Source organism: Enterococcus sp. C50 (genome assembly GCF_040887505.1).
Taxonomy (GTDB): Bacteria; Bacillota; Bacilli; order Lactobacillales; family Enterococcaceae; genus Enterococcus_B; species Enterococcus_B thailandicus.
Genome location: NZ_JBFOFW010000007.1, coordinates 1 through 19,697 on the forward strand (window position 1 = coordinate 1; position 19,697 = coordinate 19,697).

Below are 19,697 nucleotides of genomic sequence, written 5' to 3' on the forward strand. Positions count from 1 at the left end.
TTGAGCGGGCTCTTTGCTTTTTATAAGTGAGAAAAAAGCAACATCCAGTAGCTGGGAGTGTTGCTTGATTGACAGATTTAAGTATTTCTTTAGTCAGGTCGCATTTCTTGTAGAAGCTTCACGCGACCACCGATTTGTTTGGCGAAAGTTTCAGATTTCTTTTTGTCTTTAAAAACGAGTAGGTTGTCAGGATTCTTTTCACGAGTGCGGCAGCCAGTTTTGTCGATATAACCATGTAATACTTTAACAACGTACATGCTCATCACCTGCTTTTTTCTTATAATTATACGAACTTGACGCCGTAAAACAAGAAAAATGCTTGATCCTTTTTTATTTTTCTTTCGCGTTGTCTAATTGTGCATAGTTTTTAAATAGTGCATCCAACTCTGGATAAAATCGGCTAAGCTTTAATAAACGCTGATTTTCCGCGGAGAGGAAACAATGTTTACTGCTGCCAATCGTGCGTAGTTTTTGATCATCAGCACCATAAATTTGATAACTAAAATCTAAACGTGTCCCCGTATATTTTTCAATTGTTGGATAAATAATGACTGACTCGCCATAGCGAATCATTTCTTTATATTGGCAATTGACTTCAAGAACTGGAATAATAATCTCTGTTTCTTCAATTTTTTGGTAACTAAAATCAAGATGATCAAGTAGTGCGACACGTGCTTCTTCAAACCAGCGAATATAATTGCTGTGATGAATGATCCCCATTTGATCCGTTTCATAATAAAAAGGTGTGCGCAGATATCCTGTAAATTTTTCCATACTCAAACTCCTCTTTTTATTCTGTACAAAAATGTGCCATCCATTGTGGAATGGCTTGGCTAATCAATGTCGGCAGTACGACATAGTGTGTTTGTGCTAAGTGATCACCAATGAAACTGTGTAAGTAAACGGCGGCTGCGACCGTGTGATCGTTTTGAGGAAATTGGGCAAGAAAAGCCGTAATCATTCCTGCCAAGGTATCACCAGTTCCTCCAGTTGCCATTGCGGCAGATCCAGCCTGATTATAATAGATATTTTCTTTATTATAAATAGTAGTTTGGTGACTTTTAACGACAAGAATTGCACCTAATTCGTGTTGCTTCTCCTGATTCAATTGATCTGTTTGCGTAGCGATAGCAATTCCGCTTAGACGTTGCCATTCCATTTGATGTGGTGTTAATACAGTATGTTCCGGATAAGGCAAAGAAAGTTTTGCTTCGGCAAGCAAAGTTAATGCTGAACCATCAATGACTAACCATTGCTGATTTGTTTGCACCTTCAAGACCATTTGGAGTAAGCCTAGACTGAAAGTGGAATTACCTAATCCTGGACCAATCAATAACACATCTGCCTGTTGAATGACTGTTAGACAGGTCGCTTGATCGTACCAATCAACAACCATTGCTTCGGGGAGCTGAACATGAAGTGGACCATGGTTCTTCTTGTCCGTTATCACTGTGGTCAATCCAGCACCACTGTTAACTGCAGCTAAAGCACTCATGATGATTGCGCCGCCATACTGTTGATTTCCGCCAATCAACACAACTCGACCAAAAGTACCTTTGTGAGAGTGCTTAGGTCGTTTTGTAATTACCTCTCGTAACAGTTGCTCATCAAGAATCATTCAGTATCCCCTCCAATAAGTTGAATGCCTTAAACATTCACAAAAGAACTACAAGCTGACGAAATTGTCAGACTTTTTGAACTATTTTTTTCTTGATTTTATGGTATCATAAAACACGAAGACTTAATAAGGTGGAGGATTAACTTTATGACAATTGATTGGCAAAAAGAAGTAGAAGCACGTAAAGAAGACTTACTTGAAGATTTAAAAAATTTGTTACGCGTCAACAGTGAACGCGATGATTCTAAGGTGACTGCAGATGCACCGTTTGGCCCTGGACCACGTGATGCACTAAAACACATGCTTGCTTATGGTGAACGTGATGGTTTCGTAGTGAAAAATGTTGATAATTATGCTGGACACATTGATATGGGTGAAGGCGATGAAACGTTAGGTATCTTTGGACACATGGATGTTGTTCCTGCTGGCGACGGTTGGGATACAGATCCTTATGAACCAGTAATCAAAGATGGCAAAATTTTTGCTCGTGGTTCAAGTGATGATAAAGGACCAAGTATGGCAGCTTATTATGCAATGAAAATTATCAAAGATTTAGATTTAAAATTATCTAAAAAAGTTCGCTTTGTTGTTGGTAGTGATGAAGAAAGTGGCTGGGGCGACATGGCTTATTACTTCGAACATGAAGAAGAGCCTGATTTTGGTTTCTCACCAGATGCAGAATTTCCAATTATCAATGGTGAAAAAGGAAATGTTTCTTTAGGACTACACTTCCAAGGAAATAACGGAGGCGACTATGTCTTAAAATCTTTCACTTCTGGTTTGCGTGAAAACATGGTCCCAGGAACAGCTGAAGCAAAACTTGAAGTACCGAATGTTGATGCTGCCATCGCGATGGAAGAAGCATTCTTTAAATTTATTGAAGCAAATCCTGTTAGCGGAATGATTGAAGCGGATGAAACATTTGTATCAATCGAATTAGTCGGAAAAGGGGCTCACGGTGCAAGTCCTCAATCTGGAATCAATGCGGGAACATTCTTAGCAACATTCTTAGACACTTACGCTTTTGGTGGTGCTGCAAAACAATTTATCCATGTAGCTGCTGCTTATGTCCATGAAGATTTCTATGGTGAAAAATTAGGCGTGGCTTATGAAGATGAAAAAATGGGTAAATTAACAATGAATGCTGGGTTGTTTGCATTTAAGGCAGATGATGACAGCACACAAGCAGAAAACTTTATCAATATGAACTTCCGTTTCCCTAAAGGAGTAACTGTTGAAGGGCTAGAAATTGGCGTAGAAAAAACAGTTGGAATGGAAGGTGCCACTGTTACGCGTGGTGCACGCGTAATGGAACCACATTATGTGCCAATGGATGATCCATTGGTTGCAACGCTATTACAAGTATACGAAGATCACACTGGTGAAAAAGGCTATGAACAAATCATTGGTGGTGGAACGTATGGTCGCTTGCTAAAACGCGGTGTTGCCTATGGCGCAATGTTCCCAGGCTATACAGATACAATGCACCAAGCAAATGAATTTATGAGTCTTGATGACTTGTTCAGAGCAACTGCGATTTATGCGGATGCAATTTATCGTTTGGCTAAGTAAGAGTTGGTATATATGGATTAAAAAAGCGAGTAGGTCATACATGATCCACTCTCGAAAAACAGGTCCGATTTTGATAATCCATGTCAAAATCGAGCTTGTTTTTCTTTTTTTCGTCTTTTTCTCTCCATATATTTTCCTAGTTTACTTAGTTTTAGTAGCATGAGGGCCAAGCCGACATCAATCTTAGTCCCTTATTTTCCACGCAAATGAAATGATGGGGCGATAAACATGCCTTCAAATGTCTCAACATTGTCTCAACTTAGTTTTTTAGTTTCCGATCGATCGAACCGTTTTTTCTTCTGAAAGCTTCTTTTTAAAGCAGCACAACTTAGTACTGACTTGAATCTGTCGATTTTTATTGTTTTTGGCTTTCATACATTCGCCACGAACTGGACAATCCTATAATTGGTACTCAGCGCTATCGATGAAACAAGATAAAAACTTCTGATAAAAGAACAGCAGTCGTTTCATGACTTCTGAAGCAATTGATCGTCTGGTAATTCACTTGTTAATGATTGGCTAACCAACGTAAACGGTAACTATCGCTAAATAGAAATTCAATTTTCTGACCTGAAAGCGCGTGGTGCGTATAGGCATACAAGATAATTTTGAACATAATTTTAGGGTGATAGGCAAGGTCGCCAAGTTCTTATTCTAATTTGTCAAATAGATGTTGAGAAATAGATTCGACAAAAAATCGATCGCAAAGGCAACATCTGTTTCAAGGGTATAGTGTTACATATCCAACAGTAAAATTGTTTGATTGATGGCATAATTTTTTAACATAAAAGCAGGTTTCTTTTGGATGAACTTGGATATTTTGACCATACAAGGTTGTGTGCTTTTTATGTACACTAAATCAAAAAAGTGGGACAATGATCAGATGTTCTTCTGACTATTATCCCAGTCTCTTTTTTATTTACTCATTTTTTTAGGTGGAATAAGGCAAGCAAATCCACTTAGTATAGCAAAAGTGGTGACGATTTGCGTCCGATAAGTAAACCAACGATGGATCTGTGAATGATTCGCTAAAACGTTATACCAAATATAAGGTGTCATTGCAATAAGCAGAAACATACACACAAATTGAAGTGGTAAATGTCCTGTTCGATTTTTATAGGCAAGATATAAGAAAACTAAACAGGTTGTTGCTAACAATAAGATAACTACTTTAGGATACATCAAAGCAAAGTTTTCTTTTAGCATTGTTAATCGTTGTAAAGGGTATTTATCACTGCCTTCTGTTCGAAAAAGAATCCGATTGAAGGCATCTCTTACAACATTTTGTTTAAGAATAACTGAAGAAATAAGCCATTTACTTAACCAAGTCAATCCGTAACCGATTGACCAGAAAAATCCAGTGGATAAGAACAATCCTAATTTTTTTCCTAAAGAAGTATCCTGCCTACTAATGTCTTTACTATTGATATAGAAGAGAACGATGATAGGAAGTCCCCAAGAAATTAAAGGAGTTGTTAGTAAATCAAAAAAGTTTGCTAGGGAACCAATACTAAAAAAATAAAGAAGAGTATTACTCTTTTCTTGAAATAATTTTGGTTTTACTAGAAGTAATAATAAAGCGAATAAAGTCAGAAGCAAAATATTTGAAAACTGCATACTGAAAAAGAAAACTGCTACATTAGCTACAGCTAAAGACAGCAGGAAAGCAATTCCCAAATAAATGTCTGTTCTTTTGATTAAAAAGTGAGAGATAATTCCAATCAAGAGAAATAAAAGGGAAGCATAAATCATTCGAATACTGCCAAGAGACATGACTGCTAACAAAGGACGTAAAAACACTTGATAGCCATGCCAATACCGAGGATAGCCGTTTATCGACATGATATTTTCTATAAGGGATAATTTATGATTCTTCATTGATTTTTTGACCATCAATTTATCAGTAAAATTATCTAATTTTGTACCAGTTTCGTTGGCGGAATTGATTGCAGGATACTCGCCTTCTTTTTCAAATACTTTGATTGAGCTGTCTACATGAGATGAAAGAAAACGATCCGGAATGCTATAAGCAGCAGCTAAAGTTAGACAATAACTAAGAATTAATAAAAAGAAAATAATTGTTGTTTTTTTAAATACTTTCATAATGGATTGCTCCCTTCTTTTTTTCAAAATCAAATTTTATAAATGGTATCAAAAGATAAATAGGTAGTCCCAATGCTAAAATAAAGACATAACGTAAGCTAAAAGCAACAGGAGTAGCAATCACGATAGTTAGAAAGACAAGTATTCCTGGTGATAGAAGTAATAAAAATCGATATTTTTTTTGTGATAGTAGAAGAAAGACACTAAAAATAAGTAACCAAAATAGTGTACCAGAACCAAAAAAATTTCGTGCGTCAATCAATTTTGTTGTACCTGAGATACCTGTAAAACGCTCAATTAAATTGCTTTGAGTGATACCATAATTATTAGTGTTAACTCGAATATCAAGAAAACCATAATCATTTTTTACGCCAGGGATCCAAAAACCAAATGTTTCTAGAATATAAGCATCAGTGTAAATAGAAAAGTTTTTTGGTAAATTTCTCCCCCACAAAAGTAAGAATTCTTTATTGTGCTCATCTAAGAAAGTATTGTCGAAATTTTTATGCCATTTAATGGAATCTGCTAAGCTTGGTGTATAAGCTTCATAGTCTTGTAGAGGTAGGATTTTATCCATTAAGGCTAAATCATCTTTAGCTAAATCTCCATCCATAACGATTGCTCTGGTGACCTGTTGCATGGGCAGGCCTAATCGTTCAGCGGAAGCTGTTGGAACTGCATACCTAGTCATTAGTGGTTGAATAACTAAGATTGTGAGTAAAAAATAACCTACGATCACTTGGAAAAGGGGCTTGGTTTGTCGATCCTTGAGTGAGATACATAAAGCAGTAATCCCTGTCCCAATCACAACATACAATCCATTATTTCTTAGATAAGTGGTTAGTAAAGCAAATAAAATAATAACTAATTTTCTTGTAAAAGTTACTTTTTTTTCAACGATAAAATCAAACAATGTTAATGAGAATAATAAACAGGCAACAGCAAATAAAATATCTTTTTGCATATTTAATGAATAAATTGGAAAAACAGGTGCCAAAGCAAAGTAACTAGTTGCTAGAAGAATTACAAATTTATTAACTTTCTTCTTTAGTAGCCAACAGAGAGAATAACTGATGGTAGTTGCTAAAAGAATTGATTGCATAATTGAAAAAAGGAAGACGCCATGATTGATGCTCTTAGTAGGTAAATCATGAACAAAAAATTTTACGATCAATGTAAATAAAACAGGATGATGATTATTTATTGGTCGATCACCCATGGCTTGTGCGATTGAACTTAATGAATCAGGTAAAACTACACCAGGATATAAAGTTAATGCATAAGGACTCCAACAGACTAATAGGAGTAGCGTGAAGGAGATGAAGTATCTAGCATATGGAAAACTTTGAGTTTCAAATGTTTCCAGTTTAGCTTTTATTTTAGGTAATAAGATTTGTACATATTGTAAAATCAAAAAGAAATAGAATAGTATCGCAATAAAAAGAGCAAAATGAAAAATACCAAAAGAATCAATCGTTGTTTCGTGATAGTTTCCAGAGACTTTCTCAAAATGAATCCGATTTTTAGTCGTTAAAATCAGTGCAAAAATTATTGAAAAAAACACACTTAAAAAAACAAGTTCAGGTTGTTTAAATGAAAATAGCTGTTTTCCTTCTTGGATCAATGCGATTAGAAGTAATCCAACTAGGAAGATAATAATTACTGGATTCAGTGAACCAAAACTGTAAGCTGTTAAAAATGAAATGAAAAAAGTAGTCAAAAGCAATAGAAAATTAGAAAAAAGATGGGAGACATTTATTTTCATACTAACCTCCGCAAACTACTCTTCTTTTTGTTGTTCATGATAGACATGGTATAAATTCAATTCATATTCTTTTTTAGCATTAGATACAACAGTATCTAGAATTAAACCAGTAATCAAAGAAAGCATGGCCATTGTCATTAACCCAGTACTTAAAATAGCAGAAGGAATGCGATCGATGAATCCTGTTACCATAAATTCGCGGATAACTGGAACACCTACAAGTAAACCTAGTATGAAGAAAAGAATCGTCCAAATACCAAAGAAAAGTAATGGTTTGTAGTCTTTACACATTTTGATGATCATCATGATTACTTTAAAACCATCTGAAAAAGTATTTAATTTTGACTCACTACCTTCTGGGCGGTCTCGGTAGTCAATCGGTACTTCGACTAGCTTGAATTTTTTATCCAAAGCATGGATTGTTAATTCTGTTTCGATTTGAAAACCCGAACTCATAATTGGAAAACTCTTGACGAAAATTCGATTGAACCCACGATAGCCAGTCATAACATCTTTAATATCTGTTTTATACAATTTTGCAATCGAGTTTTTGACTAAGTTATTACCAAAATCATGAAAAGGTCGTTTATTTTCATCGAAATACGTACCGTTTGATAAACGGTCACCGATTACCATGTCAGCCTCACCTGAACGTAATTTTTCTAATAAACCGTGAACAGCTTCAGCTGGGTACGTATCATCGCCATCAACCATCAAGTAATAATCAGCATCAATATCAAAAAACATTTGACGAATCACGTTTCCCTTACCTTGACGTGGTTCTTTTTTGACGATAGCGCCACCTCGAACAGCAAGTTCATAAGTTTTGTCGGTTGAATTATTGTCATAAACATAAATATCTGCCTCAGGTAATTCCCGTTTGAAATCAGCAATAACTGTTGAAATCGTTGCTTCTTCATTGTAGCAGGGAATCAATACAGCAATTTTTTCACGTTGTTTCATGTTGCACTCTCCTTAATTTAAAAACTAGTTTAAGAATAACGTATATTAGCTTAGAATGCTAGTTAAGTTCAGAGATATAAAGGTCATTTTTGCTAAAAGCAAAGTTATTTTTTAATAAAACAACCCCCATTAGAAAAAGTGCAGATTTTCTTCTAATGGGGGTTGTTTTTTTGTCTTGAATATACACTTTAAGTGCAACAGTTGATTACAAAAAAAAAACTCATAGCTAAAATCCAGTTAAAATAGGTTTGTCTAGAACACTATTTGAAAGGAAAATAGCTATGAGCCACTATAACCATCTTACAATACTCGAGCGAGAAAACATATTTTTATTCTTCAATCAAGGAAAGTCTATACGTTTCATTGCTTCTCTTATGAAGCGTAGCCCTTCTACAATATCTAGAGAACTTAAACGTAATACAAAAAATACTACGTATTCTCCTGTGCTTGCTCAAACTATATATTCTTATAGAAAACAGAACTGTGGGCGAAAATTACTCTTGTCTAACAACAGGGTCTGGACTGTCGTTCGAAGATTATTTGTAGAAGAACAATGGTCTCCTGAAGAAATTTCTCATCGTTTAAAAAGTGAACGAACTGGTATTGCTATAAGCTACACGACAATTTATCGTGGTATTTATAATGGACTTTTTGAAACAGAGCCTCTAAGCCATGGAAATCGAGGATTGGTTCGTTCACTTAGACGCCGCGGAAAAACAAGACATGCCAAACATCATGTTGAGAGAAGAGAAAAAATCCAGATATCCAACACGATTCATGAACGACCCGATTCTGCCAACGACCACTCTGAAATTGGTCATTGGGAGGCAGATACAGTAGCTGGGAAGACGGGTGGTGCTTGCCTAGTTACATTGACTGACCGTAGGTCGAGATATCTATTAGGTGGAAAAATTGAGAAGAAACTATCCCTATTTGTTAAGGACACGTTCATTGAATTATTTTCCTCTATCCATCCTAGTCGAGTGAAATCAATCACTCCTGATCGTGGAAAAGAGTTTTCAAAACATTCAGAAATCACGAAAGCTCTTAATGGTGTTCCTTTCTATTTTCCTGATCCGCATGCGCCTTGGCAACGAGGGACAAATGAGAACACCAATGGTTTACTCAGAGAGTATTTACCAAAAAATAAAGAGATGGATAGTGTTACTGATGAAACAATTGATCAATATATTCTTAAATTAAATTTACGGCCAAGAAAATGTTTACACTGGAAAACACCCTACGAAATATTTTTTGGAGTAACGTTGCACTTTATTTGACAATTCAAGGTATTAAAAAGAGGATTCATACTTCTCTCGGGAAATATCTAACACAGTTCCAGTATAAGCATCAGCTAAAAACTCATAGTAGACGATTTCGCCATCTTCCATTCGAGAAATTCCCCCGCGATAACCATTTGAATGGATAGCAAATTTTCTGATTGGTTCTTTTTCAAAAGAAATCCATGAACCTTCGATAGAACCTTCTTTTAAAAAGGCATTTTTAATTTTGGAAAGGACTTGATCAGCGGTCAATGATTTTTTGCGATGATACCAGACTGTCGAAGCAACGCCAGTCAAGAGACCAAGGCCAACACCAAGCGCTAGTCCGCCTTTAAAATAATTGTAGTCTTTTTCTTTGGACATTCAGGTAACCCTCCTTCTTTGACTTCATGTATCTGGGTTTATTCTACCATACTCTCTGTTTTTCTCAGAAATAAATAACCAAACTTTAGCAAAATAAGTTATAATGAAAACGTCGATTTATTCGGAGAAAACTTTTTTTGAATGGATCAAATAAAAGTCTGAGAGGAGTTTAGTCTGAAATTTAGACGATGTATTATGGAAGAAAAAACATTTCAACGTATTAAAGAATTAACAGAGTTACAAGGAACAAGCGGATTTGAACAAGATATTCGTGCATACATGGAAGGCCACATGGAACCATTAGTTGATGAGTTACAATTAGATGGTCTTGGTGGCATTTTTGGGTTACGTAACCATGAAGATGCAGATGCACCACGAGTAATGGTTGCGGCACACATGGATGAAGTTGGGTTTATGCTAACTCAAATCCAAGATAATGGTTTATTTAAAGTAGTTCCTTTAGGTGGCTGGAATCCTTACGTTGTTTCAGCACAACGTTTTACTTTGAAGACATCATCTGGTAAAAACTATCCTTGTATTTCTTCATCTGTTCCACCACATTTGTTACGTGGAACAAGCGGTCAAAAATCAGTTGAAGTAACAGATATTTTATTTGATGCAGGATTTGAATCACGTGAAGAAGCCATAAGCTATGGCGTTTTACCTGGTGATACAATCGTACCTTTTGCTGAAACAATCAAAACAGCAAATGGAAAAAATATCATTAGCAAATCTTGGGACAATCGTTATGGTTGTACAATGGTTTTAGAAGCACTAGAAGCGTTACAAAATGAAAAATTAGGGCACACATTGATTGCAGGGGCAAACGTGCAAGAAGAAGTTGGCTTGCGTGGATCAAAAGCATCTGTCAATAAATTTAAACCTGATTTATTCTTTGCAGTAGATTGTTCTGCTGCAGATGATACTGTAACGAAAAAAGGAACATTTGGACACTTAGGTGAAGGCACTTTGATGCGTATCCAAGATCCGGGCTTGATCATGTTACCACGTTTGCGTGAATATTTATTAGATGTAGCAGAAACAAATAATATTCCATACCAATACTTCGTTTCAAAAGGTGGAACAGACGCAGGCGCTGCTCATACTCAAAATGAAGGAATCCCAAGTACAGTTATTGGAGTAGTTGGACGTTATATTCATACACATCAAACAATGTTTAGCATCAGCGACTTTGAAGCAGCAAGAGAAATGTTGATTCAAACATTGAAAGGCTTAGACAAATCAACAGTGAACACGATTGTTTACGGGAAATAATTGAAGCTTAAAATAAGAAATCTGATAAGATAGAAACTTTCTATTTTATCAGATTTTTTTATATCAGAATAAAAAACTTCAAACGTTTGTCACTTTGTGAGAAAGGTGTATAATTTAGGTAAAGAATGTGACAGTAGGAGGAACGAAAACGGATGATTATTCCAGAAAATTTAGAGGAATTAGCAGGCTATGTAGAAAAAGGAAAAAATGTTTTTTTCTTCACAGCTGATTGGTGTGGTGATTGTCGATTTATCAAACCACAAATGCCAGAAATTGAACAAGATTTTTCTGATTGGCGCTTCATTGAAGTCGATCGTGATAAATATATCGATCTTGCTGCAAGTTGGAGTATTTTTGGTATCCCTAGCTTTGTAGTCATTGAAGATGGTAAAGAATTAGGACGATTAGTTAATAAAAATCGTAAAACCAAGCAAGAGATTGAAGATTTCCTAAAAAGTGTCACAGTTGATTAGCATCTATTAGGAGGGGTCAAAATGGATCAAGAGTATAAAAATATTTTAGTAGGTATTGATGGTAGTGAACAAGCGAGTGCAGCATTTAAAAAAGCAGTAGAAGTCGCTCGTCGAAATAACGGGACAGTCTACGTTGCCAATGTGATTGACCAACAATTTTATAATTTTATGGGTTATGCACCAATGGATCAAAACTTGATCGATCAAGGAACAGAAAATGCCAAAGAAATGATTCAAAGTTGTAAAGACTATGGTAAATCTGTAAACTACACAAAAATTGAAGGAATTATTGCCTATGGCTCAGTCAAAGAAGCAATGGCTGTTAATTTACCAAAAAAATATCAGATTGATCTGATCATGGTTGGACAATCTGGCTTAAATGCTGTTGAACGTTTTATGACTGGTAGTGTGGCTAGCCACGTCATTCGTCGTGCACCTTGTGATGTTTTGATTGTGACAGAAACAAAAGAGGACGAGGAATAGAATCTTTGCTTTCTTTTAGTTAATAATTGTTGTAAAGTATTATGTTGAAAAGAAGTGGGTGGCAAACTCGAAAGTTGACTTTTGTCACTCCCTTTTTTTGGTCATTTTTCATGACACGAATGAAAAAAATCTCATGCAGGAGTATATTTTTTTTGTTAAGATAAACCTCAGCAAGAGATAATGGAGGAAAGAACATGATTTTTGCTTATAACAAAGCACATGTCGGAGATACCTTAATGGTAGTTGTAGCCGACGATAAAGGAACTGAGAACACGGTTGAACGAAAATGGAATGTAGCTCAAGTGAAAGATGCCTCTGGCCAAATCGTTGCTTGGAACTTTTTCCATATTTCTGATCATTTGACCATTGAAGGCAATGGTCAAGTAACAATTAATGAAGAACAATTAACGGAATTAAATCGTTTGATTAAAGAGGCTGGTTTTACTGAAACTTTGATTGCAGATAACGAACCTAAAATCGTTGTTGGTTATGTCAAAACGTGTGTTCCACATCCAGACTCTGATCATTTATCTATTACTGAAACAGAAGTTGATAATGGACATGTCTTACAAATCGTTTGTGGTGCGCCAAATATTGAAGCGGGTCAAAAAGTAGTTGTAGCAAAACCAGGTGCAATGATGCCTGATGGCTTGATGATTTGGCCAGGCTCATTACGTGGCGTAGAGAGCTATGGGATGATCTGCTCAGCTCGTGAATTGCATTTACCGGATGCACCAACAGAAAAAGGAATTTTAGTCTTACCAGAAGATGCAGTTGTTGGTGAAGCATTTCCTAAATAGAAATTAAATGAATAGAAAAAGGTGGGACAAAACGTGTTTCGTTTTGTCCCACCTTTTTTGTTCCACTTCATTACTCATTCGAATTATTTTGTTTCAATGAAGATTGATCGATTGTCAACTCTACCGTAGCAGTTTTTTCTTCAGATCCTCGGTAATAAGTCACTTTGACACTGTCGCCGACTTTTTTCTTGTAAAGTGCAGTTTGTAACTCAACACCAGAAGAAACTTCGGTATCATCAATCTTAGTGATAACATCGTATTGTTTCAATCCCGCCTTTTCAGCAGGAGTAGCTGCTTGAACATTGGTTACAATGACACCATTTGTTACAGAAGTTGGAATCTTCAAGACTTGTTCTTGTTGTTGTGTAGAAACAGCAGATAAATCGACCATCGTAATTCCAAGAGCTGGACGGGTTACTTTTCCGTCTTTTTCTAATTGATTGATTACATTTACTACATCATTACTTGGAATTGCAAAACCCATTCCTTCCACATTCACATCAGAGGAAGATTCTGAGGTACTAGCAATCTTACTTGAATTGATTCCGATTACTTGTCCTTCAATGTTTACTAATGGGCCACCTGAATTACCAGGATTGATTGCAGCATCTGTTTGGATTGCGTTGATGTTGACTGTTTCGTTTGATTCATTCGTACTAGTTACTTGACGATTTAAAGAAGACACGATACCTGAAGTTACTGAGTTAGCATAAGCTGAGCCTAATGGTGAGCCAATCGCAATAGCAGGTTCACCAACTTTTAAGGATTCAGAGTCGCCAAATGAAGCGACTGTGTCGACTTTGTCAGCACTGATTTTTAATACAGCTAAGTCAGAGTAGGCGTCTGTTCCAACTAGTTCAGCCTTCACTTTACTGCCATCTTTCAGTAAAACTTCCAAGCCTTGTTGCCCATCAACCACGTGATTATTTGTAACGATGTAGGCAGAGTCGCCATCTTTCTTATAAATGACACCACTGCCTTCACTATAAGCTTCTAAAGCTTCATCAGAGCTGCTTTGTTCCTGTTGTCCAAAGAGCTGACCGAATTCACTTGATTGATTTTGATTTTGTAAATTGATTACTGAAACAACAGCGCCTTGTACTTTATCAACAGCGCTAGTAATATCTGATTCAACGTTTACTTTGACATTCTCAACGACTGTCTCACCAGCAGAATTTTGATTTCCACTTGCGCTTGTCGAAGAAGTTGTAAAAGACGATCCCATAGCGACGTAAAAAATTCCTGCAGTAATCAATCCACCAAGGACGCCACCAACAAGTCCGAGGCCTAACTTCTTCCAAAATCCATACTTATTTTTTTTCATTTTAGGTGTCACATCTTTTTTATCCATGTGTTTCCTCCTCCGTTCACTTTTTTATCTATCATTAGTATAGACTCATTTGATAAATTTAGTCTACTTTTAGACTGTGAACTTTTTATGAAAAACTTTAGGAAAAATATCTGTTTTCAGATGAAAAAATCGCGTTTTAGTTTTCCACAGTATCTGTGTAAAACTTTTTCATTTTATTGAGGAAAACTCAGATAAAAAAGTTATCCACAGGTTGTTGATAAAGGGGATAAAAAAGGTGGAAACATATGTTTGTATAAGAAATAGTGATAAAATAAGGAAAAAAAGCGCAGTTTCTGTGGATAAACCTGTGGATGTTGTGCATAAGTATGTGTGTAAAACTTTTCCACTTGTGCTGAAGAAAAAAAGAAAGAAGCATGATAAACTAAGGTGAAGTGCTAATAGTAGCAATTTTGTGTTGATAAAGGAGTAGAACATGAATATTAAAATAATATCTGTTGGGAAATTAAAAGAAAAGTATCTCATTCAAGGAATCAACGAATATGTAAAACGTCTTGGTGCTTATGCAAAAATGGAATTGATTGAAGTACCTGATGAAAAAGCACCAGAAAATTTAAGCGATGCACAGATGCAACAGGTTAAAGATAAGGAAGGCGAGCGTATTCTTTCAAAGATTAAGGAACATGATTATGTCTTTGCATTGGCAATTGAAGGGGAAAATCCAACGAGTGAAGCATTTGCAAAACAAATTGATCAGTTAGGTATTCAAGGGAAGAGTCATCTAACATTTGTGATTGGTGGGTCGCTTGGACTAAGCGAATCTGTCATGAAACGGAGCAATACGCAAATCTCATTTGGAAAAATGACTTATCCACATCAATTGATGCGCCTGATTTTAGTGGAGCAAATCTATCGTGTGTTTCGGATTAATGCTGGGGCACCTTATCATAAGTGATGCGATTGTTATCATTGATCCTAAAAATCTTAGCAAGACAAAAAGTACGTAAGAAAATAAAGACTAAATACTTCGGAGGAACAAATGAATAACAATGATAGGTTATTGCGATTGCGTTATGCGATTGATTTGAAAGATACGGATTTGATTAAAGCTTTTGAGCTAGGCGGTGTACCACTGACTAAAGAAGAAGCTCAGGCGGTACTGACCAAAGTACAGGATAAGAACAAAGATAATGCAGAAAATAATGTGTATGAAAAAACCATCAACAACCAAGTTTTTGACGCATTCCTAAATGGCCTGATTCTCTTGGCGCGTGGTATGCAAAAAGATAAGCCGATAGTAGACACGCCGCAAAAAAGCAAGGAAATCAAATATATCAACAATGTGTTGCTAAAAAAATTAAAAATCGCCTTGTCTATGACCACTGATGATATTTTAGACGTTTTTGCTGAGGCAGAAATCTATCCATCAAAAGGCGAAATCGGGGCATTTTTGAGAAAAGAAGGCCAACGAAATTTTAAGCCTTGCGGAGATAAATATATGCGTAATTTTCTCAAGGGGTTAGGAATTTATAATCGGAGAAAAGTATAAAGAAATTTCATGATAAATCAAAACAATGGTTGTTTCGATGAGAGCTAGTTTTTGTATGAGATTAAAATATTATCTTAATCGAGGAGCTGGATTGGTTCTATGAATGATGAATATAAGAATGATGAAGATAAGATGCTTTTTGAAGAGATAGAGAATCGATGTAGGCTCAATTTTGAGCTTCGGGGAAAGATGTCTTTAATACAACAAAAAAAGTATTTAGCGAATAAATCAGAGTTTACTCTGGGACATGTTGAAAAATTAATCTCGGATTGGATTAGTAGTAGAAGCGAATTTACAAAAATAAAACAGCCGATTAAATTTGATATGAAAAAACTTTTGTTAAATAAGAGTGCGATAGATAGTAGAGATCAATATATTAGAGCTAAAGGGCAAGAAATAATTGATTCATTAGGTGAAATGAGGTCATACAATTATTTGTATGTAACACATAGAGCTGATGGAATGGTCATTACTGTGGGGAAATCTTCTTCTAATGATATTTTTTTAGATGGAGATCTTTTTTATCAACTCAATACAAATCACTTGTCTGGCACTGAAAATATAATTTTAAGGACGGAATATGGCAATGAAATATTTGCCAAATATGATGAGCTTTTAAAAAATTATTTGGACTGGGCTTGGATAATTCCGGTTGAGTCAGGAGATGCTAAGAAACTGGAGAGATTATTGGGCGATGAACTAATTAATAAAAAAGTACCAATTTTAAATTATTATTCCCATAGACAATAAAAGGCTATTTTTCATGATAATACTAGTTATAACTGTAAAAATGGAAGAAAATCTGGGAAAGAACTTTTTAAATAAGTGTATTGTTCGATGCTTAATAAATACTAAGCAATACCATCCGTCTGTGTTGCGCAACATCGTACTAAAATGAATAGTTTTTCACAAAAAGAAAATCATCTATCGAATGAATGGAAGGTTTTAGTATACACGAGGTTAATGCCCCACTCTTTTATAATCAGAGGAGTGAGGTTTTTTCTATGAATGTTTCTATTTTCTTATTGCTAGTCTAGTTTCTCTTACGATGAAATTGGGATTCTATTCCAGTTTTTATTGATTTGCTGATAAAATAACTTGAATGGTGGATATAAACATGATAAATAAGAGAAGAATAACAAAACAAGATTGTGAAATGATTCTCAAATGAGTATAATAGAAAGAAAAAGGAGGAAGAATCAATGAAAATAGCAATTGCAGGCGCTGGCGCAATGGGAAGTCGCTTTGGGTTAATGCTTCACCAAGGTGGGAACGAGGTATTATTAATCGATGGCTGGGCAGAACATGTCCAACAAATCAAAGAACATGGATTACAAGCAAATTTTAATGGTAAAGAGGTAGAAGCAAAACTACCAATCGTTCTTCAATCCGAAGTAGAAAAAGAAGATCAAGTTGATCTGATTATTCTATTTACCAAAGCGATGCAGCTGGAAAAAATGCTGCAGGATATCCAATCATTAATCAAAAAAGATACAGGGGTCTTATGTCTATTAAATGGTATCGGGCATGAAGATATTATTGAGAAATTTGTACCAATGGAAAATATCTATATTGGAAATACCATGTGGACGGCAGGTCTTGAAGGTCCTGGTCAGGTCAAATTATTTGGAAGTGGTTCAGTAGAATTACAAAATTTAGGTGATGGAAAAGAAGCAGCTGCAAAAAAATTAGCAGACAAATTGTCTGAATCAGGATTAAATGCTCATTTTTCTGATAATATTCACTATTCTATTTATCGCAAAGCATGTGTGAACGGAACAATGAACGGACTATGCACAATCTTAGACGTTAATATGGCTGAGCTAGGAAAAACATCGACTGCTCATAAAATGGTGGCGACGATTGTCAATGAGTTTGCCAAAGTAGCAGCAGTAGAGAAGATTGAACTAGATGTCCCAGAAGTCATTGCACATTGTGAATCTTGTTTTGACCCGGAAACAATTGGGTTACATTATCCTTCAATGTATCAAGACTTGATTAAGAACCATCGATTAACAGAAATCGATTATATCAATGGCGCAATTTCTAGAAAAGGGAAGAAATATGGTGTTGCGACGCCTTATTGTGATTTCTTGACTGAGCTTGTCCATGCAAAAGAAGATAGTTTGAACGTAAAATAAAGGAGAGATTGAATGGAAACTTCACAAAAAATATCACCGAAAATTTTTCTGAATAAAGTCCTCGCTGGTACAGCAACAGGAATCATTATTGGATTGATTCCTAATGCAGTATTAGGTGCCATTTTAAAATATTTTAGTGCGTATCCCTTTGCGGTAACAATCGCACAGTTAGCAGTTATTTTTCAACTAGCAACACCTTTGATCATTGGTGGTTTGATTGCCTTACAATTTGGATTTGATCCGATGAGAATGATGGTTGTAGCCGGAGCTTCTTTTGTTGGTTCTGGTGTAGTCAAATTCACACCTGATTTGGGTGAAACAGGTGTTTACGTTGGTGCTGGTACAGGCGATATTATTAATACGATGCTGACAGCGTCGATTGCTGTCGGGCTGATTTTACTGATTGGAAATAGTTTTGGGTCAGTGTCGATTGTGTTAACACCGATTGTTGTAGGTGTAGGTGCAGGTTTACTTGGTTTTTATTTATTCCCTTTTGTAACAGCAATTACTTCTGCAATTGGATCATTGATTAATAACTTCACTACCTTACAACCGCTGTTAATGTCTATCTTGATTGGTTGTTCCTTTGCCTTTTTGATTGTCTCTCCTATTTCAACAGTAGCAATCGGAATGGCAATCCAACTAGATGGTGTTTCTGCTGGTGCGGCTGCGATGGGCGTAGCTGCAACCACTTTTGTTTTAGTAGTGAACTCTTGGAAGGTTAATAAGTCAGGTGTGACAATTGCGATTGCTTTAGGCGCTATGAAGATGATGATGCCTAATCTATTTAGAAAACCTGTGATTCTTATTCCTTGTTTAGTTAGTGCAGTGATTACAGCTATTCCTGTCGCTCTATTTTCTATTTCAGGTACGCCTGCTTCTGCTGGTTTCGGCGTGGTCGGACTTGTTGGTCCGTTGGCTTCTTTAGATGCAGGGCTAAATGGCTTTCTTGTTGTTCTTTGTTGGTTAGTCATCCCTGTTTTTGCGGCACTAATTACTCAATTTTTATGCGAGAAAGTATTTAAACTGTATGATCGAGAAGAAGTCTTCAAATTTTTAGGCTAGTAGATTTTACTAAGAAATTTTCAATCAATGGATGCGTAAGTGAGATGTCAACAACATCTGACTTACGTTTTTTTGCCTTTTTGAGTAGGATTGATGCTGACAACTGAACTCTTCAGTGCCATTCGATTTTTTAAAATGTAGAAGAAACTCACCTTTATGTTATTGATTGTTCAAAAGGCAACTAGAATAAAAATATGTGTTAAAATGAGAAAAAATTTGATTGTTGGATGTATCGAATAATCACTAAAAAGTAGGGGAAGAAAATGATTTTTTTGCAAAAATATGGTTTTTATTTTTTATTATTAGGTGTGATTAGTGATTTATCGACACCGTATATCCTTGGCCTTTTTTATCCCAAACTGAATCAAATGACTACCGTAATTAGTGTGTTTGGTGACGTAGATAGTCCAGTCAGACGTGCTTTCTTGGTCTGGTCAGTTGTATCTGGACTTTTTTTTGTTCTTTCGTTGCCTGCGTTGTATCACCTATTTGTTGGAACATCAAAAACACTTGCAATACTTGCTGTTGCAACAGTTGGTTTATATGGGATAGGTGATTGTGTTTTTACTGGGTTATTCAGTATCAATACGAATGAAAGCTCTTGGAATCTATCGACTTGGATCCATAATATAGGTTCTGGGCTAGGCTATGCAGGCTTTCTACTTTTCCCATTGTTACTTGTTCTGCTTTATCGTCAAAGTGGTCAAGGTACGCTTAGCCATTTTTATCTTGTTTTAACAGTTATTAGTTTACTAATTGCAGGTCTTTACGGATTAGCACGGATTCCGTCGATTAGTCAGTTTGCCTTCTTTAAGCAATTGGGCTTCTTTCAACGCTTAAGTTTTTTCTTTAACTATTTGCCGATGATTTGTTTAAGTTTTTTTCAACTACGAAAGTAGAAAAAGCAGTGTGAAGTTGATTAAGTAAAAGAATTT

20 protein-coding genes and 1 pseudogene are annotated in these 19,697 nt (G+C 35.8%); 12 read left to right on the top strand and 9 right to left on the bottom strand.

Annotated elements, in window-relative coordinates:
• Positions 1 to 89: 89 nt before the first annotated feature.
• The 3 genes from AB3I20_RS09505 to AB3I20_RS09515 form a co-directional block, all read right to left on the bottom strand.
• Positions 90 to 257 (bottom strand): hypothetical protein, encoded by a 168-nt coding sequence (locus tag AB3I20_RS09505; protein WP_172843716.1) that lies wholly within the window; start codon positions 255 to 257, stop codon positions 90 to 92.
• A 73-nt stretch (positions 258 to 330) separates the two neighbouring features.
• On the bottom strand, positions 331 to 774 hold the full coding sequence (locus AB3I20_RS09510) for an acyl-CoA thioesterase (protein WP_368027220.1): 444 nt from the start codon (positions 772 to 774) through the stop codon (positions 331 to 333).
• Positions 775 to 790: 16 nt separating this feature from the next.
• Entirely contained in the window at positions 791 to 1,618 is an 828-nt protein-coding gene (locus AB3I20_RS09515; protein WP_368027221.1) for an NAD(P)H-hydrate dehydratase, read from the bottom strand.
• 147 nt (positions 1,619 to 1,765) lie between these two features.
• Between AB3I20_RS09515 and pepV the strand changes: the two genes are divergently transcribed.
• The gene (pepV, locus tag AB3I20_RS09520; RefSeq protein WP_067483273.1) at positions 1,766 to 3,190 is read left to right on the top strand and encodes a dipeptidase PepV; all 1,425 of its coding nucleotides are present in this window, start codon (positions 1,766 to 1,768) and stop codon (positions 3,188 to 3,190) included.
• A gap of 404 nt (positions 3,191 to 3,594) precedes the next feature.
• On the opposite strand, the pseudogene AB3I20_RS09525 reads toward pepV, so the two are convergent.
• The 4 genes and pseudogenes from AB3I20_RS09525 to AB3I20_RS09540 all read right to left on the bottom strand — a co-directional run.
• Positions 3,595 to 3,976, bottom strand: a pseudogene (locus tag AB3I20_RS09525) (transposase); the annotation flags it as partial.
• A gap of 129 nt (positions 3,977 to 4,105) precedes the next feature.
• Complete coding sequence (locus AB3I20_RS09530) at positions 4,106 to 5,293, bottom strand: hypothetical protein (protein WP_368027222.1); 1,188 nt, start codon at positions 5,291 to 5,293, stop codon at positions 4,106 to 4,108.
• The gene (locus AB3I20_RS09535; protein WP_368027223.1) at positions 5,280 to 7,058 is read right to left on the bottom strand and encodes a DUF6020 family protein; all 1,779 of its coding nucleotides are present in this window, start codon (positions 7,056 to 7,058) and stop codon (positions 5,280 to 5,282) included. The genes AB3I20_RS09530 and AB3I20_RS09535 overlap by 14 nt, the downstream gene beginning before the upstream one ends.
• A 15-nt stretch (positions 7,059 to 7,073) precedes the next feature.
• The gene (locus AB3I20_RS09540) at positions 7,074 to 8,021 is read right to left on the bottom strand and encodes a glycosyltransferase (RefSeq protein ID WP_368027224.1); all 948 of its coding nucleotides are present in this window, start codon (positions 8,019 to 8,021) and stop codon (positions 7,074 to 7,076) included.
• Positions 8,022 to 8,296: 275 nt separating this feature from the next.
• Here AB3I20_RS09540 and AB3I20_RS09545 point away from each other — a divergent pair, with 275 nt between their 5' ends.
• Complete coding sequence (locus tag AB3I20_RS09545; RefSeq protein ID WP_368027273.1) at positions 8,297 to 9,301, top strand: IS30 family transposase; 1,005 nt, start codon at positions 8,297 to 8,299, stop codon at positions 9,299 to 9,301.
• Positions 9,302 to 9,313: 12 nt separating this feature from the next.
• Here AB3I20_RS09545 and AB3I20_RS09550 read toward each other — a convergent pair whose 3' ends face one another.
• Positions 9,314 to 9,667, bottom strand: coding sequence for a PepSY domain-containing protein (locus AB3I20_RS09550; RefSeq protein WP_368027225.1), 354 nt, complete (start codon positions 9,665 to 9,667; stop codon positions 9,314 to 9,316).
• Positions 9,668 to 9,862: 195 nt separating this feature from the next.
• On the opposite strand from AB3I20_RS09550, the gene pepA reads away from it, so the two are divergent.
• From pepA to ytpR, 4 genes are all read left to right on the top strand, one after another.
• Complete coding sequence (gene pepA, locus AB3I20_RS09555; RefSeq protein WP_067483260.1) at positions 9,863 to 10,942, top strand: glutamyl aminopeptidase; 1,080 nt, start codon at positions 9,863 to 9,865, stop codon at positions 10,940 to 10,942.
• Positions 10,943 to 11,094: 152 nt separating this feature from the next.
• Positions 11,095 to 11,415 (top strand): thioredoxin family protein, encoded by a 321-nt coding sequence (locus AB3I20_RS09560; protein WP_067483258.1) that lies wholly within the window; start codon positions 11,095 to 11,097, stop codon positions 11,413 to 11,415.
• 21 nt (positions 11,416 to 11,436) lie between these two features.
• A complete protein-coding gene (locus AB3I20_RS09565) occupies positions 11,437 to 11,898 on the top strand; it encodes a universal stress protein (protein WP_067483256.1) in 462 nt (153 codons plus the stop codon).
• A gap of 194 nt (positions 11,899 to 12,092) precedes the next feature.
• Positions 12,093 to 12,698, top strand: coding sequence for a YtpR family tRNA-binding protein (gene ytpR / locus AB3I20_RS09570; protein WP_067483255.1), 606 nt, complete (start codon positions 12,093 to 12,095; stop codon positions 12,696 to 12,698).
• A 70-nt stretch (positions 12,699 to 12,768) separates the two neighbouring features.
• On the opposite strand, the gene AB3I20_RS09575 is transcribed toward ytpR, so the two are convergent.
• Positions 12,769 to 14,049, bottom strand: a complete 1,281-nt coding sequence (locus tag AB3I20_RS09575) for a S1C family serine protease (RefSeq protein ID WP_086270550.1) — start codon at positions 14,047 to 14,049, stop codon at positions 12,769 to 12,771.
• Positions 14,050 to 14,482: 433 nt separating this feature from the next.
• On the opposite strand from AB3I20_RS09575, the gene rlmH reads away from it, so the two are divergent.
• From rlmH to AB3I20_RS09605, 6 genes are all read left to right on the top strand, one after another.
• Positions 14,483 to 14,962 (top strand): 23S rRNA (pseudouridine(1915)-N(3))-methyltransferase RlmH, encoded by a 480-nt coding sequence (rlmH, locus tag AB3I20_RS09580; RefSeq protein WP_270492932.1) that lies wholly within the window; start codon positions 14,483 to 14,485, stop codon positions 14,960 to 14,962.
• A gap of 84 nt (positions 14,963 to 15,046) precedes the next feature.
• Entirely contained in the window at positions 15,047 to 15,556 is a 510-nt protein-coding gene (locus AB3I20_RS09585; RefSeq protein ID WP_270492931.1) for a DUF1456 family protein, read from the top strand.
• Positions 15,557 to 15,655: 99 nt separating this feature from the next.
• Positions 15,656 to 16,306 carry a hypothetical protein gene (locus tag AB3I20_RS09590; protein ID WP_270492930.1) on the top strand — a complete coding sequence of 217 codons (651 nt, stop codon included), beginning with the start codon at positions 15,656 to 15,658 and terminating at the stop codon, positions 16,304 to 16,306.
• Positions 16,307 to 16,758: 452 nt separating this feature from the next.
• Positions 16,759 to 17,697, top strand: a complete 939-nt coding sequence (locus AB3I20_RS09595; protein WP_368027226.1) for a 2-dehydropantoate 2-reductase — start codon at positions 16,759 to 16,761, stop codon at positions 17,695 to 17,697.
• 12 nt (positions 17,698 to 17,709) lie between these two features.
• Positions 17,710 to 18,762, top strand: coding sequence for a PTS sugar transporter subunit IIC (locus AB3I20_RS09600; RefSeq protein ID WP_368027227.1), 1,053 nt, complete (start codon positions 17,710 to 17,712; stop codon positions 18,760 to 18,762).
• Between the two features lie 263 nt (positions 18,763 to 19,025).
• Entirely contained in the window at positions 19,026 to 19,661 is a 636-nt protein-coding gene (locus AB3I20_RS09605; protein ID WP_071868558.1) for a DUF998 domain-containing protein, read from the top strand.
• Positions 19,662 to 19,697: the final 36 nt, after the last annotated feature.